The 19,129-nt window shown below is 58.3% G+C and carries 18 protein-coding genes; 6 read left to right on the forward strand and 12 right to left on the reverse strand.

What is annotated here, in order from left to right; translation table 11 throughout:
• Nucleotides 1-28: 28 nt before the first annotated feature.
• The 7 genes from ACR0MV_RS09275 to ACR0MV_RS09305 all read right to left on the reverse strand — a co-directional run bounded on the left by ACR0MV_RS09275 (nucleotide 29) and on the right by ACR0MV_RS09305 (nucleotide 7,810).
• A complete protein-coding gene (locus ACR0MV_RS09275; protein ID WP_480701918.1) occupies nucleotides 29-499 on the reverse strand; it encodes a putative molybdenum carrier protein in 471 nt (156 codons plus the stop codon).
• 24 nt (nucleotides 500-523) lie between these two features.
• Nucleotides 524-958, reverse strand: coding sequence for a hypothetical protein (locus tag ACR0MV_RS09280; RefSeq protein ID WP_480701919.1), 435 nt, complete (start codon nucleotides 956-958; stop codon nucleotides 524-526).
• Nucleotides 948-3,020, reverse strand: coding sequence for a glycosyltransferase (locus ACR0MV_RS09285; RefSeq protein WP_480701920.1), 2,073 nt, complete (start codon nucleotides 3,018-3,020; stop codon nucleotides 948-950). The genes ACR0MV_RS09280 and ACR0MV_RS09285 overlap by 11 nt, the downstream gene beginning before the upstream one ends.
• Nucleotides 3,017-4,099, reverse strand: a complete 1,083-nt coding sequence (locus ACR0MV_RS09290) for a glycosyltransferase (protein WP_480701921.1) — start codon at nucleotides 4,097-4,099, stop codon at nucleotides 3,017-3,019. The genes ACR0MV_RS09285 and ACR0MV_RS09290 overlap by 4 nt, the downstream gene beginning before the upstream one ends.
• A 5-nt stretch (nucleotides 4,100-4,104) precedes the next feature.
• Nucleotides 4,105-4,422, reverse strand: coding sequence for a hypothetical protein (locus ACR0MV_RS09295; protein WP_480701922.1), 318 nt, complete (start codon nucleotides 4,420-4,422; stop codon nucleotides 4,105-4,107).
• Nucleotides 4,423-4,499: 77 nt separating this feature from the next.
• Nucleotides 4,500-6,596, reverse strand: a complete 2,097-nt coding sequence (locus tag ACR0MV_RS09300; protein WP_480701923.1) for a hypothetical protein — start codon at nucleotides 6,594-6,596, stop codon at nucleotides 4,500-4,502.
• A 209-nt stretch (nucleotides 6,597-6,805) separates the two neighbouring features.
• Nucleotides 6,806-7,810: a radical SAM protein gene (locus ACR0MV_RS09305; RefSeq protein WP_480701924.1), complete on the reverse strand. Its 1,005-nt coding sequence runs from the start codon at nucleotides 7,808-7,810 to the stop codon at nucleotides 6,806-6,808.
• 418 nt (nucleotides 7,811-8,228) lie between these two features.
• Between ACR0MV_RS09305 and ACR0MV_RS09310 the strand changes: the two genes are divergently transcribed.
• Nucleotides 8,229-9,149: a LysR family transcriptional regulator gene (locus tag ACR0MV_RS09310; protein ID WP_480701925.1), complete on the forward strand. Its 921-nt coding sequence runs from the start codon at nucleotides 8,229-8,231 to the stop codon at nucleotides 9,147-9,149.
• Here the strand turns inward: ACR0MV_RS09310 and ACR0MV_RS09315 are convergent.
• From ACR0MV_RS09315 to ACR0MV_RS09335, 5 genes are all read right to left on the reverse strand, one after another.
• Nucleotides 9,146-11,554, reverse strand: a complete 2,409-nt coding sequence (locus tag ACR0MV_RS09315; protein WP_480701926.1) for a GcvT family protein — start codon at nucleotides 11,552-11,554, stop codon at nucleotides 9,146-9,148. The genes ACR0MV_RS09310 and ACR0MV_RS09315 overlap by 4 nt on opposite strands.
• Nucleotides 11,555-12,259 carry a maleate cis-trans isomerase family protein gene (locus ACR0MV_RS09320; protein WP_480701927.1) on the reverse strand — a complete coding sequence of 235 codons (705 nt, stop codon included), beginning with the start codon at nucleotides 12,257-12,259 and terminating at the stop codon, nucleotides 11,555-11,557.
• Nucleotides 12,260-12,261: 2 nt separating this feature from the next.
• Nucleotides 12,262-12,711, reverse strand: a complete 450-nt coding sequence (locus ACR0MV_RS09325; RefSeq protein WP_170422243.1) for an SRPBCC family protein — start codon at nucleotides 12,709-12,711, stop codon at nucleotides 12,262-12,264.
• Nucleotides 12,708-14,213: a trimethylamine methyltransferase family protein gene (locus ACR0MV_RS09330; RefSeq protein WP_480701928.1), complete on the reverse strand. Its 1,506-nt coding sequence runs from the start codon at nucleotides 14,211-14,213 to the stop codon at nucleotides 12,708-12,710. Before ACR0MV_RS09330 ends, ACR0MV_RS09325 begins: the two co-directional genes overlap by 4 nt.
• Nucleotides 14,214-14,314: 101 nt before the next feature.
• Nucleotides 14,315-14,689 (reverse strand): winged helix-turn-helix transcriptional regulator, encoded by a 375-nt coding sequence (locus tag ACR0MV_RS09335; protein ID WP_480701929.1) that lies wholly within the window; start codon nucleotides 14,687-14,689, stop codon nucleotides 14,315-14,317.
• Between the two features lie 130 nt (nucleotides 14,690-14,819).
• Here ACR0MV_RS09335 and ACR0MV_RS09340 point away from each other — a divergent pair, with 130 nt between their 5' ends.
• The 5 genes from ACR0MV_RS09340 to ACR0MV_RS09360 all read left to right on the forward strand — a co-directional run bounded on the left by ACR0MV_RS09340 (nucleotide 14,820) and on the right by ACR0MV_RS09360 (nucleotide 19,124).
• Entirely contained in the window at nucleotides 14,820-15,428 is a 609-nt protein-coding gene (locus ACR0MV_RS09340; RefSeq protein WP_170464378.1) for an NAD(P)H-dependent oxidoreductase, read from the forward strand.
• A complete protein-coding gene (locus tag ACR0MV_RS09345; RefSeq protein WP_480701930.1) occupies nucleotides 15,415-16,134 on the forward strand; it encodes a glutathione S-transferase family protein in 720 nt (239 codons plus the stop codon). Before ACR0MV_RS09340 ends, ACR0MV_RS09345 begins: the two co-directional genes overlap by 14 nt.
• A gap of 2 nt (nucleotides 16,135-16,136) precedes the next feature.
• Nucleotides 16,137-16,790, forward strand: coding sequence for a DsbA family oxidoreductase (locus ACR0MV_RS09350; RefSeq protein ID WP_480701931.1), 654 nt, complete (start codon nucleotides 16,137-16,139; stop codon nucleotides 16,788-16,790).
• A gap of 191 nt (nucleotides 16,791-16,981) precedes the next feature.
• Entirely contained in the window at nucleotides 16,982-18,172 is a 1,191-nt protein-coding gene (locus ACR0MV_RS09355) for a low temperature requirement protein A (protein ID WP_480701932.1), read from the forward strand.
• Nucleotides 18,173-18,176: 4 nt separating this feature from the next.
• Entirely contained in the window at nucleotides 18,177-19,124 is a 948-nt protein-coding gene (locus ACR0MV_RS09360; RefSeq protein WP_480701933.1) for an ion transporter, read from the forward strand.
• Nucleotides 19,125-19,129 lie beyond the last annotated feature (5 nt).

Genomic DNA, 19,129 nt, shown 5'->3' on the forward strand with positions numbered 1-19,129 from the left:
AAACGTCGTATATCTTCACGGTCCCCAATCAGCTGTTGGTATCTATTGGAAAACGAACCTGCTGCAACACTGCAGTCACCTGTGCACCGACGCCCGGTGCTTCGCTTTCTCTTGGGCCCGCTATGTTCACTATGGTCGCCGGGTGTGACATGATCCACGAATTGATCTGGTCCGCACATACCCCGGCCCCCCGCCGCAAGTCGACCACCAGACAGGGCTTTCCGATTTCTTTCGCAAAATCAATGGTTAGTTGAGTTCCCGGGCTGGTTGCACCGTCAACAAATACCAACAGTGCGTCGCAAGCCTGCACGTTTCGCTTTGTGCGCACAGCAACATCTTCGGACTGGGTTTCGGTCAGCCCCTTGAAGCGTTCGGGAATGCGGCCCGCCTCATTCAAACGTCCTTTCGGCACCCACCCACCATAGGCGATGCCATTATCCAGCGCGTACTGCCAGGCCGCCAGATCGACACCCGTTTGGCCGCCGGTCACAATCTTCACCGAACCCTCCATAGTCAGTGGAGCTTAGCGCAGCATCCCGATTTCATGCCCGTTTATGATAATCGCCAGATCCCAGTACTTCCCGATTTCTTCCTCGGCGGCCTGCGCGGCGCTGGGGTCTTCGGGAATCCGTTCGACCCGAAATCCGAACCGTTCAAGCCCGCAATAGTCGACCCGGCTAAGGATGATCGGACATACGTCCCGCTCCAGCGCAGCTGCAGCTAACAGTCTTGCGACTGTGTACGGCGTCTCTGGCGGCTCTAGAATCCGGACGCCGATGTAGACCGGTCCGCCCTGCTCTCTTGGCCAGAGGTTTACAGCAGGCGCAAACCGCATCTGCGGGAATACGACCTTGCCCAAAGACTGCGGGCTCTGATCGTCATTCATCAGATCGTCAAGCGACACCGGTTTGTTGGGCGACGCGCGACTGAGGATTTCGAACCAAATGCTATCCTTCATTTATGGCCCCCAATCCGGTCAGCAGGGCAGCCGCCTTGGACGCCCCTGTTTCAGGCAACTTGAACGCGTTCAACGCGGTTCGATAGAACGCAGTTCCGTCATGATCCAAACAGTCTGTCACTGTGCGCTCAAGCTTCATGAATTCCCGCTCGGTAATCACGGCACACAGATCGCGGTCGGCCATTGCCCGCGCGCGGCGTTCCTGATCATCCAGATACGGCGCCGATTGCGGGATAAAGATCGCAGGAATCCGGTGGTAAAGCATCTCGAGGACCGAGTTATACCCCGCCGCAGAAATAACCAGATCAGCAGCAAGGCACAGCTTGGTAGCCTCAAGCGTCTGAACCACATGCGTATTCTTCCAGCCGAACGCCGCCGGTTGAACCGTACTGCCGGGCCAGCTCACGACCAGATGCAGGCAATCATTTCGTACCTCGATCATACTTGAGATCGCCTGCAACTGCGCCGAGCGGTCCGAGGCGACGCCACCGCCCAGCATACTGACCACCAGTTGCTTGAAATCCCGGCCGAACCGTTCAGCCAACCGGGCCCTGAGCTTTTCTTTGTCGTCCGCGGACTGCTCCACATGACGTACGATCGGACCGACATAATGCACGTGATCACCAAAACTGTAGGCGTCGTTCAGTTCCGCAAACGCCTCGGACGGTACGATTACGCGGTCAAACACCCCTTCGCGGCGCAGCATGGTTTGTCGCGAGCGGCCTTCGGGCCACAACCCGCGCCGAATCCAAGCCGCCGACAAACTGCGCTCGCGGATCACGCGATAGACGGAGTCGAAGACATAGCCCCCATCGAAAACCAGCGTGTCGTTGTATCGCAAAGCGGCGCTCAGACGACGATAGGTCAGCACGTCATTGCCGTCGGCACTGGTCTTTGTGTCGATGCGCTGAACCAGCGGGATGCAATCAATGCCTTCACGGCGCACCAACGGCACACAGCTTGGAAAGGCCGCAAACATTTTCGGTGCGGCCTCGGGCATCTCGCGCGCTATGACCGCGCACCGCTGGGCATGCCCCAACCCGACGCCGTTTGTTGGAACGAACAGTGTTTTTGCCTCGGCTCGCGCAGGTTTGCGCTGTTTGGGTCTTAGGCCAGCAGCCGTTTCCAAACGAGAGATATCTACCGTATGCATCCACTGCGACTTGGCAGCCTGTTCGGCGATGTGCGCGACATTGCCGATGACCTGGCCCGTCAGATACCCGTCTAAAGCAAAGGGTGTCTTTGGCCCCAGAAGCGCAGGCGCACCTGACGCCATAAGTGCTTCGTCCTCGGTGCAGTCAATTGCCACGCCCCCCGTGGCGATCAGCTCAACCGCAAAGGCAGCCATGCGCACACCGGCAATACCTTTGCCGAACTTCGCCAGAATATCTGTGGATTTGGCCAGGCTCAGCGGAGAGAGCCCGGTATACATATAGGTGGACAGATCGTGAAACGGCGAGGCTTTGATGGCTTCGTTCTGAGCCCCGCTGACAATCAGCTTGAGGTTATAGCCGCCCTGGCTGCTCATCCTTGAAAAGCACGAAAGCGTCTCGGGGTTGTCCAGCTCCATTGAACCCAAAACAACGGTTACATTTGGCAAGGCCCTGCCAGGACGTCGGGAGGGAGACCTTACATCCGAGACCAGAGGGCTTGCCGTCGCTGCGAGCATCGGACGCGGCTGAAAATCGGTCAGGTCCATCACCCGAACTTCGCGTCCCAACGCATAAGCCAGACGTGCCTTGGCAGCGACATAGCTTTGCTGAGTCGGAAACCGTCCAGTCGCGATCACCGGAACGCTTGGATCCAGTTCTTTCTTTCGCAACGACGCAAGAAGCTGATCGTCGATCTCCTCCGCGCCCAGAACGAACACTGTCTGCGCTTTATGCTCTTCGGGATCGGCCAGAAACTTGGACGCCTCATAGAACCTGCCGCGGCCCGGGTCTTCGGGAAAATACTCGGAATCAATACAGACATTAAAGCCGCGCGCCGCGAGCTGTTCAGCAAAGATCAGCTGCGCATCGAAGGACCGTAGAGAACGCGTGCCAGCTTCGACGTAAATCATGCATGCACCCCGCTGTCGGCAGACAGAATGCCGGACAGCATCGTCTTGAAATTCTCTGCAGAGTAAGCCTTGAGCGCCGCTTGCGACTTGGCCACCTGATCATGGTACTTGTTCGGATGGGCGACCAGATCCGCGATGATTTTGTTCACTCCGGCCGGTTCACAGGTCAGAAGCGCATCTCCAAAAGTGGCCCCGGTGTCGGGGTTGGTCAGAACCACCTTGCCCGCGGCGATCGCCTCGGCCACGACCCGGCCAAAGCTTTCCTGCCAGGTCGGCGCTGTGAAATATACGAAAAAGTCAATCATTCCAAAGAACTCTTCCACACTTATGGCGTCGAAGGGAAGCAACTTCCAATGCGCGCGCAGAACACGGGCATTCAACAAAGCATCCGCCCCAAGGATGACATTGCACTGAGAATGTGGCGGAAAACAGTTTTCCAGATCGGCAATTGCCGGAAATTTCTCGAACCCCGGACGTGAATGGCGTCCGCGGCGATCCTGTGGGTTTTCGCAAGGGCCGCGCATGTCGGACTGACAAATGTTGAACCAGTCCGTGTCCAGAACATCCCAAAGCCGCGCCACGCGGGATGTGTCCAGCCATTCTGTGACAGTGCGTCGGTTATAAGGTGAGATGGGCGCCAGGGTTTTTCTCAGCGAAATCGTCGAGGCCTCAATCTGGTTGAGGCAGGCCGCAACATCGAACCCTTCGGCCCCGCCCGGTCGCAGGAAATTCTCATGCGTGATCACGTATAGATCCCGGGCAATGATCCTGGTGTTCAGCGTGTCCTGATGCTTGAGAAAGGACGGGTTGTGCAGAAACACGAAATCCGCGCTGATCCGTGGCGCATCCCAGATCAGCGGAATATTCAGCTCGTCCAGCATCCGCCGCAAAACCGGCGAGACATGTTGATTGTCACCAAAAGTCCGGGACGTGATCGCATGTACGACCACTTGCCCGAACTGAGCCGCAACCGGCAATTCAGCAGCCACAGCGGCCGACGTGCCGCCCGAAAAACGCGGTTCGATCACATAGGCGATCTTAGGTGTGTTCGATCGCCCAACGGCTTGCATTTCGGTCATCCGGTTCAGTGCTGCTGGGTTGTGAATGTGTTGTCAGACAGGCTGCTATCCGCTGGGGCGGACGCTGCGGTCGCATACCCAAGATTGACGTCACCAACGGACGCGGCCTCATGAAAGCTTCTGAGCTCAAGCGACAGCTCATCCTCACCCGTCAGCAATTCCGGGTTTCTTTCAAGATATGCATACAATGCCTGAATGTCGTTGGTCGAAAGCATCTCATCAATCACAAGCAACTGCTCAAGCGTGAGTTCGGCCCGCGCGCCTTGCGACGTGGTCAGAAACAACAGCGCGGTAACTATGCCGATCAGTCTTCTATCCGTCATCGTTAGAAACCCCGTGGGAAATAATTAACAGTACACAAAATTGGTCGAATCCTTTGCATTGTAACTCAAGACCACCCTCATTGGGTCGTCGCTTTTTTAAGTTTGCTCAGAACCTGACTTCTCAGGCGATTAACTTGGCTTGTTGGCGCTGGCGCTCGAGCACTGGTTTGGCGCGTGGTCCGTTTGACCGCAGCGACGCCCGCCCCCTCTCCGGCCAGCCACAGTTCGATGATCCCGGTGGGTGTTTTTGTGCCGGCATCCGTAAAGTCGCGCAACAAAGCGCCTGCATCTTTGGCAAGGGCTGCGGCCCGGGCCTCGTCCTGACGATGGTAAAATCGAACGTTGGACTGGCTGATCCCAAACCCGACCCGCGCCTGCCCGCTTAGCTCATGACCCGTGGTCGTCAGGCCGCTTACAACCGAGTCCACGACACCCTGCGGCAGGTTGCTGGGCGCATAAAGCCTGAAGGCCACCCGCGCAGCTGGCGGTGGAGCGTCATCCGGCGTGACCTCAACTTCTAAAACCGTCGTACGGTCAATCGCTTCGGGCGGGATGGATGTCTCTGAAGATGCGGGCGGTTCTGGTGGGAGGGATTCTAGCTCTGTTGACAGCGCAGCGGTTTCGAACAGCTCCGGCCCCAGGGGATCAACCCCTTGATAAGCAATGACAGTATCTTCCGACTGGATTGACGGATCGAGTGAAACGGCCTGCAAACCACTTGCCTCAGGCACCATTGGCGGAAGCGCGACTGGCGGGGGCGCGATTGGGGCTTGTTCGATGTCCAAGGACGCCAGTGCCTCGGGTGGAGCGAGACCCGCGCGGGGTGTGCGGGGTGTACCGACATCCAGACCACGAATTTGCGGCTGATACACCAACGCCTGATCGGACAGTGTCGCCTGTCCAACGGGCACCTGCGGTGGCACAAAGACCAAAGCCTCGGGCTGTACCGGAACGGTAGGAGCGCTCTGGCGGGCCAACGGCGTTTCCGTTGGCTCCACAGCAATAGGCGCACGCACTGCAGTGGTCATGGCCCCGGCCAAGAAGTCTTCGGGCCGTGATCCTGTCACAGCCTCTTCTAGCAGCGCGACGGAAGTGCTGAAAATCTCTGGTGTGGACTGAAACCGCACAAAGCCAAGATTCATCTCTTCCCTCGGTCGATAACTGAGCAACGTCAACGGCAGCGGCGGCTGAGTCAAGGACGGGACGAAAGGCCGGACGCTTGGGGCCGACCTGAGCAACTTTGGCTCGACCTCGCCAGACCGTTCAGGATTTGACACGGGATCGGTCAACGCCGCCACGTCTTCCGGCTCGGCTATGGTCTCATCCGACGGCAACGAACCGGTCGGTGCATCAAAGACACTGGCCGTTAAACCAGCCTGCTCATCCGTCGGGTCAGACGCACCTGTTTCGGTATCCTGAAACAGCTCTCGACTGGCCAATTCGGTTTCTTCACTGGCAAGCCCGGCGCTTTCAACAGGTGCTGAGGTGCCACGATCAGACATCGCAAGAAACACCGAGGAAGAAGCCGCAACTCCGATGACGCATCCGATGGCCACAAATCCAACCTTCAGCTTGCGACGACTGCGCTTTTGATCCTCCATCCGCTCCAGAAGGGTTTTGCGCAGGCGATCGGCAACCTCACCCTCGGACAACCGCAGACTGGGTTCCGCGGCCAAAGCATCTGCTTCGCTGTATCTAGAGCCGGTATCGACAGGAGCGCTGTCGTCCTGCACCGCATCCTGATTTGGTTTTTTGTTCTCGTTCTGGGCGTCTAGCGATGCGGCAGCATTTCCGGGAACACCCACGTCCGTTTTGACGTTTTGGCTGCTTTCTGCCTTTTTGGGCGGGATTGTTGCCGACTCACCTTGCGGAACAGCAGAGGCGGTTTTTGTCTGTTTCCGAACTGTTTGAGGTTGCGGCGCTGTTTCTTCAGCCCCTTTTCGGGCCGCGTTACCAGAAGTTGAGTTGTTTGTTGCTTTGTGGCCTGCCCCCGCCTGCGCACCCTGATTGGTGTTCTTTGCCTGCGCAGCCTGGGCTACGCCCTGCTGTTTCCCTGCATTTTCAAGCACCTCCTGCCATTCAGGAGACTGTACGAAATCATAAAGGTCAGACACTTTCTGAGCGCCTTTTTTCGCAACTTCAGGTCGAGCTTTTGGGTCGCTGGCCTTTGTCATCAATACCCCCGAACTGGCCGCCGGAACACGCTCTACGCTGTCGCAACTCGGGCAAACCAAATACACTCGTGAACATCAAAAAATCCAAAATAAATGTGTAAAACAGTATAAAAAATTGACCGCTCGAAAACAAGTAAGGCGGTGACGGGCGTCATCCGCTTGCGGTTTTCAGCGGCGTTGAATCCAGTTGATGGCAGCGGTAGGCGACGTTAATCCCACTTGAATTTTGAGATCAGGATGTCGGCGACGCAGGAGCACGACTCTTTCGTGCAAATGACCGCCCCCTCGGGCAGAGCGATGTCACCGCCGATTTTTCCAATGCGCCCTCCGACACCGCATACGGCGCGGAACACGCCCCCATCTCCGGCAATGCGCAAAGACTCGATCCCCGCGTCACAGGTCCAGCCTTTCCAGCGGTTTTCTCCACGCATAATGAACTCATTGGGCCGGAACGTCTCGCGCGATCCATCAGCGTTGTTTCGAACCATGATCCCACGAGGGTGGCGCAGCTTGCCGCCCGATCCACCGGGGTTGGACATCCGCTCGCGCATCTTGGCAAGCTGTTCATCGCTATAAGGATAAAGCTCGTTGCGAAATTCTAGCCGCAGGGGCTTCATAACAATCCCAATACGCGGGAATTCCTGCCCCAGCTTACGCGCAACGTCATAGCTTTCGTCAAAGCGATCCGGGTTCATGGTGATGTTGACTTGAACGTGGATCACCTCGGACAAAATTGCGATAACACGGCGGACATGCTCAAAATCCGCCTCTTCCAAATGGTAGGTCAGGATCAAGGAGTCCAGCTTGTCGCGAATGACCTGCCAGAACCGCTCGGTCCGCGATCCATTGGAGATCAAGCTGACTCTCATGTCATGCGCGCGGGCGGCACTCAGAATGTCCTTGATCTTTGGGTGCAGCGTTGGTTCGCCCCCGGTCAGTTGCAGCCACACCTGACTGCCCAGACCTTCCTGATAGTGTTCTTGCAGCGCCTCAATCATGCCTACGACGTCTTCGAGGCTTTGCCATCCTATTGATCCATCATGCAGCGCAGCGGGACAGTAGCTGCAGGCATAGTTGCAGCGGTTGCCCAGCATCCAGTCCACCAGAACAACCTTCTTGTGGATGTCGTCTGCGTGTTCAATCCATTCCAGAGGCCGCGGATGCATCTCTGTCAGCGGGTCATCTGCCCATTCCGTGTTATGTCTAAACTGCATCAGAAGCGTACCTGCTCAGGCTGGTTGGAGAATACATCGAGCGAACTGCGGCGCGGTTGTCCGTTTCCTCTATCCGGTCTCTGATCTCTGTCATCGTCTCCAAAGGCGTGACGTTTGCTATATCCGATAGCACCGCGGGCACCTCGACAATTCAGGCCAGAACAACTCACTCAGGTCACAACTCAAACATCGGATTAATCAATTTCAATTTGCGCACTCTATGCCAGTAAGCGCTTACACGCAAATCGGGATCCTTTGAGAAAGGGCTTGCCCGTTGCAAAGGGATCAATCAGGTCGCTGGGGCAACATCGCCGAAGACGCGCAATTGTTGCAAATGCCCAAGCAATTCTGCCTTGACCGGTTAAGCAATCAAGCTCAAACAATTACGCGAAAACATGAATTTCTCTCAGGTGACACAATGGCTGACGGGCCGCTTCTGGATTTCCGGCATCTCAAGATGATCCAGGCCATTGCGAAACACGGGCGCGTCACGGACGCGGCCGATGCGCTGGGTGTGACCCCCTCTGCCTTGTCCCATCGCATCCGCGAAGCCGAACGGCGTTTGGACATGGTTTTGTTCACCCGTATGCACAAACGGCTGCGCATGACTCCGGCGGCAGAGTATCTGGCCGATATGGCCGACCGCGTCCTCGGCGAAATGGACAAGGCTGAGAGGGATGTCCGCCGAATGGATCGCGGGGTGGAGCATGTGGTGCGCATCGGTATTGAGGCGTACAGCACCTATCACTGGTTACCCGCATTTAGCACTGAGCTGCGCAAGCATTTGCCGGGCATCGAACTACAGGTCATGGCCAACGTAACGCGTGATCCTGTTCTTGCGCTGACCAATCGGCATGTCGATATCGTTATCACCTCGGGTGAAACCCGCCCCATTGGGACACATCAGGTGCCCTTGTTCCGGGACGAGCTGCAGTTCATCGTCCCACCACATCACCGTCTGGCAGGGAAACCCTATGTCGATGGGTCGGATATCGAGAACGAAGACTTCATCACCTATGCCCTGACCCCGGAACCCGACCGGGAGTTCGCCCGCCTGTTTCGCCCGTCGGGACGCTATCCCCGCTGGGCGGCAACCGTTGAGCTGCCAGAGGCTATAGTCGAGCTTGTCGCCGCCGGACAGGGAAGCAGCGTTTTGGCTGGTTGGGCCGTGCGCCCCGCGATAAACGCGGGACGCATCGTCGGGTTGCGGGTGGGTCAGGATGGCATCGACATCTGTTGGCGGGCCCTTATCCGGTCCGAAGACAAGGAAAGTGGCCCGATTTGGGATGTCAGCCAGACACTGGCCCAGTGGGCGGCCCGCAACGACGGGTTCGGTTAAGCGCGCAGCCGGGTGTTGTCGGGGTCATGCACATGATGGCTGTGCCGGGTCGCGCCACGCATCTCTCCGAATGCCTGAACATGGCACGCCTCACCCATCGCCAAACTGCCATGCTGGACATACCCCAGCGCCAATAGCTTGCCTGTGCGATACCCCATCGATACCGAGGTCAGATAGCCGATCAGCTCTCCATTTTTGACGATGGGGTCGGATGGCAGGGGCTCGGGGCCAAGATCGGTGATTTCCAACCCAATAAAGCTCCATTCGGGGTCAGTTTGCTGTTGCTGGACCACGGCTTCTCGACCGCAAAACGGGCCTTTGGACAGATTGGCGAACTTGGACAAGCCTGCATCGAACAGTGTATATTCTGTGCCAAAGTCCGCGCCCCATCCGTGATAGCCTTTCTCGACCCGCATGGCGTTCAGCGCGTAAGAGCCAAAATTGCAGATGCCGTAATCCTGCCCGGCCCGCCAGATCGCCGCGTAGAGCTGTTCCAGGTCCTCAGAGGAAACGTGCAATTCCCAGCCTAGCTCACCCACATAGCTGACGCGCAATGCGGTCACCGACACTCCGGCGACATCAATTTCCGCAACGCTCATCCACGGCGCTTGCAGATCCGCGGATGTCAGCGCCTGCAACACATCGCGCGCGCGGGGGCCCATCACAAGCAAGGCGCTGTCATGGTCATAACCTTTGCTGAGCGTGGCGTTAGCTGTGCCAAAGCTTTGAGAAATCCAGTCAAAATCCCGATCCACGGCCAGCGTTGGACCGCAGAGCAGAAACCGATCCTCGGCCAGACGGGCAATCGTCGCCTCGGACCAGATGCGGCCCTGGGGCGTCAGCATGTAAGACAGACGGACCCGCCCAACTGGCGGCAGCGTACCGCAAATCAAAGCGTTCAGAGCGTCGAACGCATCCGGCCCTTCAACAAGGTATTTGGTAAAACCGCCGTGATCCATGATGCCGACCGCATCGCGTACGGTTTCGCATTCCAAACGAACGGCATCTTGCCAGGGCTCGTGCCCAAAGCTCAGCGCGCCAGTCTCTGAAATGCCCTCACGCTGGAACCAGAATGCGCGTTCCCATCCGCCGATCTGGCCCATCACGCCCCCCTGCCCCTTGAGTTGATCGTACAGCGGCGTTCTGTTCACCGGACGACCGGACGGCATAATCCGGTGCGGATAGGGAATAGCGTATTGAAGATCATAGTGCTCGGACGCCCGTGCCGCCGCATAGTCCTGAGTGGCCCAGTCGCCAAATCGGCGCGGATCCCAGGCGGACAAGTCCCACTCGGTCTCTCCGCCCGTGAGCCATTCAGCCATGGCTTTACCGATCGCTGCGGAATGCGTGATGCCAATTTGCACACCGGTCGCGTGGTAAAAGTTGCGCACACCACCCGCGGGGCCGACCAGCGGTAAGGCGTCGGGCGCATAGGGGATCGGGCCGTTCACAAAGCGCTGCGCGCCCGCCTCGACCAGGATCGGGACATGGGCCGCAGCGGCCTCGAATACCGCCATCATCCCATCCACATCATCGGCGAAAAGCTGGTGGTCAAAATCGGCAGGCACTCCGTCTTGCCAAACCGGACGCCCTTCATGCGCATAGGATCCCAGCAACAGCGCATTACGTTCCCGCCGCAGGTAGAACCGGATGTCAGGATCCCGGATCAGCGGGAACAAAGCGGTGTCTTCTTCAAGCTGAGGCAACGCTGTGGTCACCATGTATTGATGTTCCAGCGTCACCACCGGCAGCTGCAGCCCGGCCATGGCCGCAATCATTGCACCGCTGGACCCCGCCGCATTGATCACCGTTCCAGCCACCACTGTTCCATCCGGGGTCTCGACCTCCCACTCGCCGTTTGGTCGTTGGGTCAACCCGGTCACGCGGGTAAACCGGCGCACCTCGGCCCCCAAAGCGCGCGCATGCTTGGCCAGCGCCTGCGTCAACTGACTGGGGTCGATGTCACCTTCGTAAGGGTCCAGAATGCCGCCCAACACGGTGTCGTCAGCCTGCCAATAAGGGTGCCGCGCCTCGATCTCATCCGGACTGAGCATCGCCAATTCGAACCCAGCCGAACGCGAAACACCGCACAGGTGCTGGAACAGTTGCATACGTTCCGGAGTATGCGCGGGCCAGATCGCCTGAGTATGGCGGTAGGTGATCGGCGCTTCGGGGTCTTTTGCAAGCTCTTTGTACAGAGACCACGCATAGTTCCCGGCCCGCATCCCCAGCCATGAATTCGCATAGGTCGGAATATTGCCCGCCGCATGCCAGGTGGACCCTGCGGTCAGTTCGTTTTTCTCGATTAGGACTGTTTCGGTGATACCGGCCTGAGCAAGGTGATACAGAATGGCCGCCCCGACGGCTCCGCCGCCAATTACGACAACCTCGGCATGTGTTCGCATTCAGTGCTGCTCCAACAGTTTGCCAAATCCGGAAATCGGATCGGTGATCCCGATGCTGCGCAGGGTCTGCCAAAAGACCGCTGCATTGCAGGCGACGATGGGTTTGCCGTGTGTGTCCTCAAGCTCGGCAATCAGGGCCACTACGGGCAGTGCAGTTCCAACCTGCAGGATCACGTCGCAGTCCGAGGCAGCCACCCGGGCGAACACCGCGCGAATGTCGTCCAACGGCGTTTGGCAAATCTCAGGCAGGGATGGTGCTTGGGTGCCATGGATCGCGACAACCTCGAACCCGGCGGCCTCGGTATTTGCGCGCACGACCGCGTCGACCTCGGCATTGAACGGGGTTACGATCCCCACGCGCTGCGCACCGAGCGCGCGCAAGGCTGCATAATCCGCGCCGGATGCCCCCAGAACGGGCACACCGACATGTTCCGCAATCTCATCACACCGCGCCTTCAGCTTGTCCGGTCCGCCGGGGCCTGCATCCGTGGTCAGCCCAATGGCGATGGCCGCTGGCTTGCAATCCATCAGCTTGACAGCTTCATCCGGCAGATCATCCGAGATGTTGTCGCCACCCAGCCGAAATCGTTGCATCTGGTTGGTCACACCTTCGGGGCGCAAAAGCTCAAGCTCCGGCTGAACAACTGTGTTCATCGCCGGGGTCATAACGCCAATCACGGCGCGGGGGGCAAGCGTATCGGCCACTTTCACTCTCCTTTCAGGTAAGCGTTCAATCCGGTCATGCCGCCGATATAGATGGCATCGCCCACGATACGCTCCATCTCGGCGCGATCCTGAGGCGCACAATCAAATCGACTTTCCCATATGCCCAGCGTCTGACCACTGTGCGTGATCGGGATAAACCGATGGGTCGAGACGTAATCTGTCACTGGCAACGGGCATTCGAGAATATCGTAGGTATAGAAGTGATCAGCATCGGAATGCGCCAGCAGGGTTTCACGAAAGGTGGTGCCATCGGGAATACTCAGGTTTCGCACTGTCCCAATCGCGGTTGGGGCACCGTTTTCAAGTTCGGCCCGATCCACGCCGGGGTTCCAGGCCACGACACCGTCAAAGGCGCGCACAGCGGACCAGACCCTGTCGATATCCGCGTCGATGATCATACTGCGAAAGACGTGCATCAGAGTTCCTTTCATCTCTCAAGCCGGATTGGAAAGCGGTCACGAATGTGCGCCTCTGCTTCCGAGCTTAGGTGCGTTGCCGGCGGGCTTGCCAGAATTTCCGCCACGCGGTGTAGCGCGCGATCCCAGACCGATGGTCTGCCTGCGTCGATCCAATCATCCACGCTCTGCCGGTCGGCAAGCGTCGGATAATAGTAATCCGTCTTCATCCGGTTGAGGGTTTCGGCCTCGCCCAAATAGTGTCCGTCTTGCGTGACCACGCGTTCCACTGCCGCCAGATCAAGCGTGGCATCGGACACTTCAATCCCTTTGATCGACCGCAGGATCGCTCCGCACATGTCGTCGTCGATGACCATAGCCTCGGGGCTGGCGACCATGATCGACCCCAGCATCCCGACGGACAGGTTGATCATGTCTGCCCCGGCGTGACCTGCCAAAGCCACGGTATAGCCCTTTTCATATCCGGCCTGTGCATCCACCAGTTTGGAATCCGTCATACCGGCGGACACGGTTGAAGGCAGCCCGACATGAGCCAGCAGCTGAGCCGCTGCTGCGTTTGCGATGGCCGCTTCGCCCCCACCGCCGCTCATCGCGCCTGTGCGCAGGTCCGAGATGAACGGCATCAGCGCATAGATACATGGCGCTCCGCGTTGGAGACCGTCGACCACGGCCAATCCGGCCAGACATTCTGCCATCCCCTGCGCCAGCGCCCCGGCCAGGGTAACTGGACTAGTCGCACCCGCCTGCCCGGCCGAGCAGATTTGTGGGATCATGCCCGCCTGGACCGCCTGCTCCAACATCTGGATACCTTCGGCCGCGAAGGTCAGCGGCGGAACCACGTGCACGATCACCGCCATGCAAAACGGCCGCTCGCGAAACGCTCCGGGCGCGCCGAGGGCCAGATCGAACATCTCGACAATCGGGGCGATATGATCGGCCTCGCAAAAGCTGATGCCGATCGGTTTCGAGGTGGCTTTCATGCAGGCAAAGGCCGAGTTCACGTCCAACTCGAACGGATCGGTCAGATCGCGGGCAACGACCGGTCGCAGCCCGTAATGGATGTTGGGAGAGGCCTCTAGCACCCGCATCAGATCGTAGAGATCGGCCAAATGGCTATCACGATAGACCCCATTCGCCGCATCCAGCACTTGCACCGCTGCGCCGCCGGTGCCGACATGCACGGTCCCGCCCCCGACCCGCAGGTCGCGCGCGGAAAGAAACCCCGGCAGGTTCACTTGTGAAGGCGCCCTGTCCAAGGCGCGCAGGATCATGTCCTTGGGAAAGCACAATCGACCATCGCTGCGCTTGGCTGCCCCATCAGACAACGCTCGTTCGGTGGCCACGTCCGGCAAGCCCGCCATGCCCACATTCGCAAGAATATCAAAGGCATGGTCCACGATCCGGTCTGCTTCTGCAGTCGACAAAGGCTTCAAGGCCCCTCCGACGTGAAGCGGCCCGGTTGTGGCAACCGGTTGCGTTTCCGCCCGGGCCCGTCGATTTTGTGTGCGTCTGGTCATTCGCGCTCTCCAACGCGGATATTAGACCGGGATTCCAGTGCGCAGAGAAATCAATAATTCGGCGCAGTTGTTGAAGAAATTTCACTCAACGCGCGCGGCCCTTACAGCTCTTTGTGCAACCCGTTTGGCAGCTTTTCAGTCCACTTGCGCAGCTCATCAAGAAAGCCAAGGGCCGTCTGCCCCAGCTCGGTGACCGAGTACTGCACCGATACAGGGGCGGTATCCATCACCTGGCGATGCACCAGCCCCTGGTCTTCGAGCTGGCGCAGCCGTTCGGTGATCATCTTTTTGCTGGCCCCGCCTATCATGCGGGACAGATCGTTGAAGCGCACAGGACCGTCCTTCAGGTGCCACAAGATGGAGCCAGTCCATTTGCCGCCGATGATCCGCATGCCGCGTTCAATCGCACAAGGCTCCAGACAGGCCTCGGTGACCCTTCGGCGTCCCTTGGCGTCCTCGTTTATTCGCGCGCGCATTGTCGTCCTTTCGCTCAGGCAAGTAGGTTACCAAAAGTATACTAGTTGCATTTCTCAACCTGCAAACTCAAATTCACCATGAACCCGCTGCAAGTCAAGGGTTCAGAGATTGCACATATAGGATATGGACATGAGCAAAATCCTGATCGTGAACGGCACCCAGCCCTACGAATTTGCCCCCGGCCAATTGAACGCCAGCCTGACCGACCACGCACGAGACACCCTGACCGCAATGGGGCATGAAGTCCGCGTGACCACCGTCGCCGACGGCTATGACGCCAATACCGAGGTCGAGGCGCATTTGTGGGCCGACACAGTCATCATGCAGTTTCCGGTGAACTGGATGGGCGTACCTTGGGTTTTCAAGAAGTATATGGATGAGGTTTACACAGCCGGTATGGATGGCCGCCTGTGCGCAGGGGATGGCCGCACGACGGACGCGCCTAAAGCCAATTACGGCACAGGCGGCACGCTGAACGGCAAAAACTACATGCTGTCGGTCACGTTCAATGCGCCCAAAGAGGCATTTGATGACGCGTCCGAACCGTTCTTTGCCGGCGGCAGCGTCGATGACCTGTTGCGCCCGATGCACCTGAACGCGAAGTTCTTTGCCCTGCAGCCCCTGCCGACTTTTGCAGCATTTGATGTTATGAAGAACCCCGAGATCGAAGCGGACTTTGCCCGTTTTGATGCCCATCTGAAGGCCACATTTGCCGAGGTCGAACATGTCCCAGCCTGATATCCACCTTTACACCGCGGGAACGATGAACGGTTACAAGCCGGTCATCTTTTTGGAAGAGGCAGGCGTGCCGTACGACCTGACTCACATCAACTTTTCCAAACAAGAGCAGAAAGCGCCGGACTATCTGGCGCTGAACCCCAACGGCAAAATCCCAACTATCGAAGACCGGGCCGAAGGGCGCGCGATCTTTGAATCCGGCGCGATCCTGTGGCATCTGGCCGAGAAATACGGACAGTTCCTACCATCCGATCCGGGTAAGCGATCCGAGGTGATGCAGTGGATGTTGTTTCAGGTCGGCCATGTGGGACCGATGATGGGACAGGCCATGTACTTCCAACACATCGCCGCACCCAACGGTCATGACGAACCGTTCTCGATCCGCCGCTACGTCGACGAGAGCCGTCGTCTGATGGAGGTGATGAACGCACGTCTTGAGGGGCGCGAATGGATCGCCGCGGACGAATACACCATCGCCGACATGATGCTGTACCCGTGGGCACGCGCCTATGTCTGGGCCCGGGTGGATGTGTCGGACCTGCCGCATCTGAACGCCTGGTTCGACCGAATTGACGCTCGGCCTGCGGTACAGCGGGCGCTGACCATCCCCAAAGCCAACCCGCAATTCTGGGATGCCAATGCGGATGCCAGCGCTTTCGCAAAGGAAAACGCAGCGCGTTTTTCCAGTGACGTGAAAGGAAGCTGACCGTGCCTGAAGCTCTCCCTATCCGCGTCGATATCGTATCAGATGTTGTCTGCCCGTGGTGCGTCATTGGCTATCACCAACTGGCCAAGGCGGCGCAGAACACCGGTATCGAACTTGATGTTCACTGGCACCCGTTCGAGCTGAACCCTCAGATGGCCGAAGGTGGCGAGAACCTGCGCGAGCATCTGGCGGCAAAATACGGGACAACGCCTGAAGGTTCGGTCAAGGCGCGCGCCCGATTGACCCAGTTGGGGGCCGCGCTTGGGTTTACCTTCAACTACGCGGACGACATGCGTATGTATAACACGTTTCGTGCGCATCAGTTGATCGACTGGGCTTCTGAGCAGGGCAAAGGGCACGACATGAAACAAGCTCTTTTTGCGGCTTTTTTTACCCGGCGCGAGGACGTATCGGACATTGATGTTCTGGCCGATTCAGCCGCTGGTATCGGGTTGGACCGCGCCGATGCGTTGGCCATGCTGCAGAGCGGTGAGCGGTCCGATATCGTGCGCCAGAAACAGCAGTTCTGGATTCGCCAAGGTATTCAAGGCGTTCCCGCCATGGTGTTCAACCAACGTCATCTAGTGACCGGCGCGCAGGGCGAAAACAACTACGCGCGAATCTTGCAACACCTGCAAGACGATCAAGCCGCTTAAGGTTGGCAGAGCGCGCGGGTCCAATCGACCCATGTCGGACGAGCTAATGTCCGGCATTCCCGTGCCGAACAATAGTCATGGGGGTTGCATGGTGTGGGTCTGCGCGACAACCTTGGATTAACACCCAAACCAAACACAGGGTGGCCGCCTGTCGGCCACTTCATTCTATCACCTTCAAGAGTTCCTTCTTTATGGCCCTTCACGAACACCCCATGTGGCGAAAGCCCCAGCACCATCAAGATCTTGACCACGCGCATGACCACGTCCACTGGGCCGAGTTGTTCTATGACCTGATCCACGTTGTGACAATCTTCCTGCTGGGCAACTACCTGTCGCACCACCTTGATTTCCATGGGTTTCTTGTGTTCGCGGGGGTCTTTATCACGCTCTGGTATGCGTGGGGCGAGTTGAGCATTTTCAACTCGATCTATGTCAGTACAGACTTCTGGCACCGCCTCATCATGGCTGTGATGATTTGCACGGTGATGTTCATGGCTGCAGCGATCCCGGCCATTGACGGCAAAGGGTGGGTTTTCTTTGCACTGGGATTTGCAGCGAACCGGGCGATGATTGCCGCGCTGTACTATCGCGCACGGCGGGTCAACTCATCCGGACAGTCGATGTCGTCCGCGCAAATCCGCAACTTCTCGATCTTTGCGGTGATCTTTGCGTTTACGGCTTTCCTGCCAACGCCACTAGCCTACTGGGTGTTTGCCGCTGCAATGGTAGCCACGCAGGCACTTTACATGATCCCCGGCGTAACGGTTCTGCGCTTTGAACGGTTCGTTCCACGCCTTGGTCATATGGCCGAACGCTTCGCCCTACTGACACTGATCGTTCTGGGCGAAGGGTTCTTCAAGCTGGTCGTCACCCTTTCGGAAAAGGGCATCTACAAAGTGTCGCCCGACGTTCTGGTCAACTTCGTCATCGGCGGCGTGTCGATGTTCGTCATGTGTTGGATCTATTTCGACTTTGTCGGCAATGCGAAACCCAAGGACAAAAAGGTGTCCACACTGGTCACATGGTGGCTTGCGCATCTGGTTCTGATGCTATGCGGCGTCATGGTAGGCGTCGCGCTGGCCGCCGAGGTCAAGGTCGGCTTTTGGGAACCCTACCCCACTGAATATGCGGCCATCGGCTGCTTTGGCCTTGCAGGTTACATCGCCATGCTTTGGGTCTTGCAGAACGTGATCGAACATCGTTTGGCAACGGATTTTGGGCGTTGGGACGTGCGCGTGTTTGGGATCGCGTTGGCAATTGCCTGCTTCTTCATCGTCCCCCATGTCCCCTCATTGGTCGGCAACATGATCTGGGGTACCGCGCTTCTGTCGCAAATCGCGGTTCCTCTGGCCCGTGCGTGGTCGAAATTCCGGCATGAGTGAAACAATGGCCGACGAAAGCGAAATGCGCAGAAAAGTCTATTGGTGGCTCGAGCGTCCGGACCGAGCCGCAACAGGACCCTGGCTGCTGGAAATTGCTCTGATCCTGCTGATCACGCTGAACGTTACCGCTGTCATCTTGGAAACCGTCGATTCCATCTATGATCGCTGGGGCACAGCGCTGCTTATTTTCGAAGGGCTATCCCTGCTTGTTTTCGTGGTCGAATACGCAGCCAGACTATGGGTTGCACCGGAAAACCCCGACTATGAGTCCCGCGCAAAATGGGCGACCTCACCGATTGCTCTGATCGACTTGCTGGCGATATTGCCTGCGCTGCTTTATCTGATCTTCCCAGTTGATCTGCGATTGTTGCGAACTTTCCGCATGTTGCGGTTGCTCAAACTCACCCGCTATTCACCCGCGCTTGGTATGTTGCTGGCCGTGTTCGAGGAAGAGGCCGGAGCCTTCTTTGCCGGATTCTTCATCCTGATGGTCATGCTGATCTTTGCAGCCAGCGGCGCATGGCTGGCTGAGCACGAGGCGCAGCCCGACGCATTCGGCTCAATCCCTGCGGCGATGTGGTGGGCGATGGCGACGCTGACAACTGTCGGCTATGGCGACGTGACCCCAATTACGGTGGCCGGTAAGATATTCGGAGCCGCAATCACCGTGATTGGCATCGGTATGGCCGCGCTGCCAGCCGGTATCATCGCCAGCGGCTTGAACGATCAGTTGCACCGCCGACGCGCAAGCCTTGAGCGCGAGTTTAGAAAAGCGCTGGAGGACGGCAACATTTGCGAGGCGGACGAGGCCGACATCGAGGCCCTGCGCAAGCAGCTGGGCCTGTCCCGCCGCGCCGCCGACCATATCCGCGTCCGGGTACACGCCGAGACGGACCCGGACAAGGGGCGCTGCCCGACTTGTGGTGAGCAAACCGAAAAACAACAGCCCTGACACGT

It is taken from the genome of Ruegeria sp. BC3, assembly GCF_056539265.1.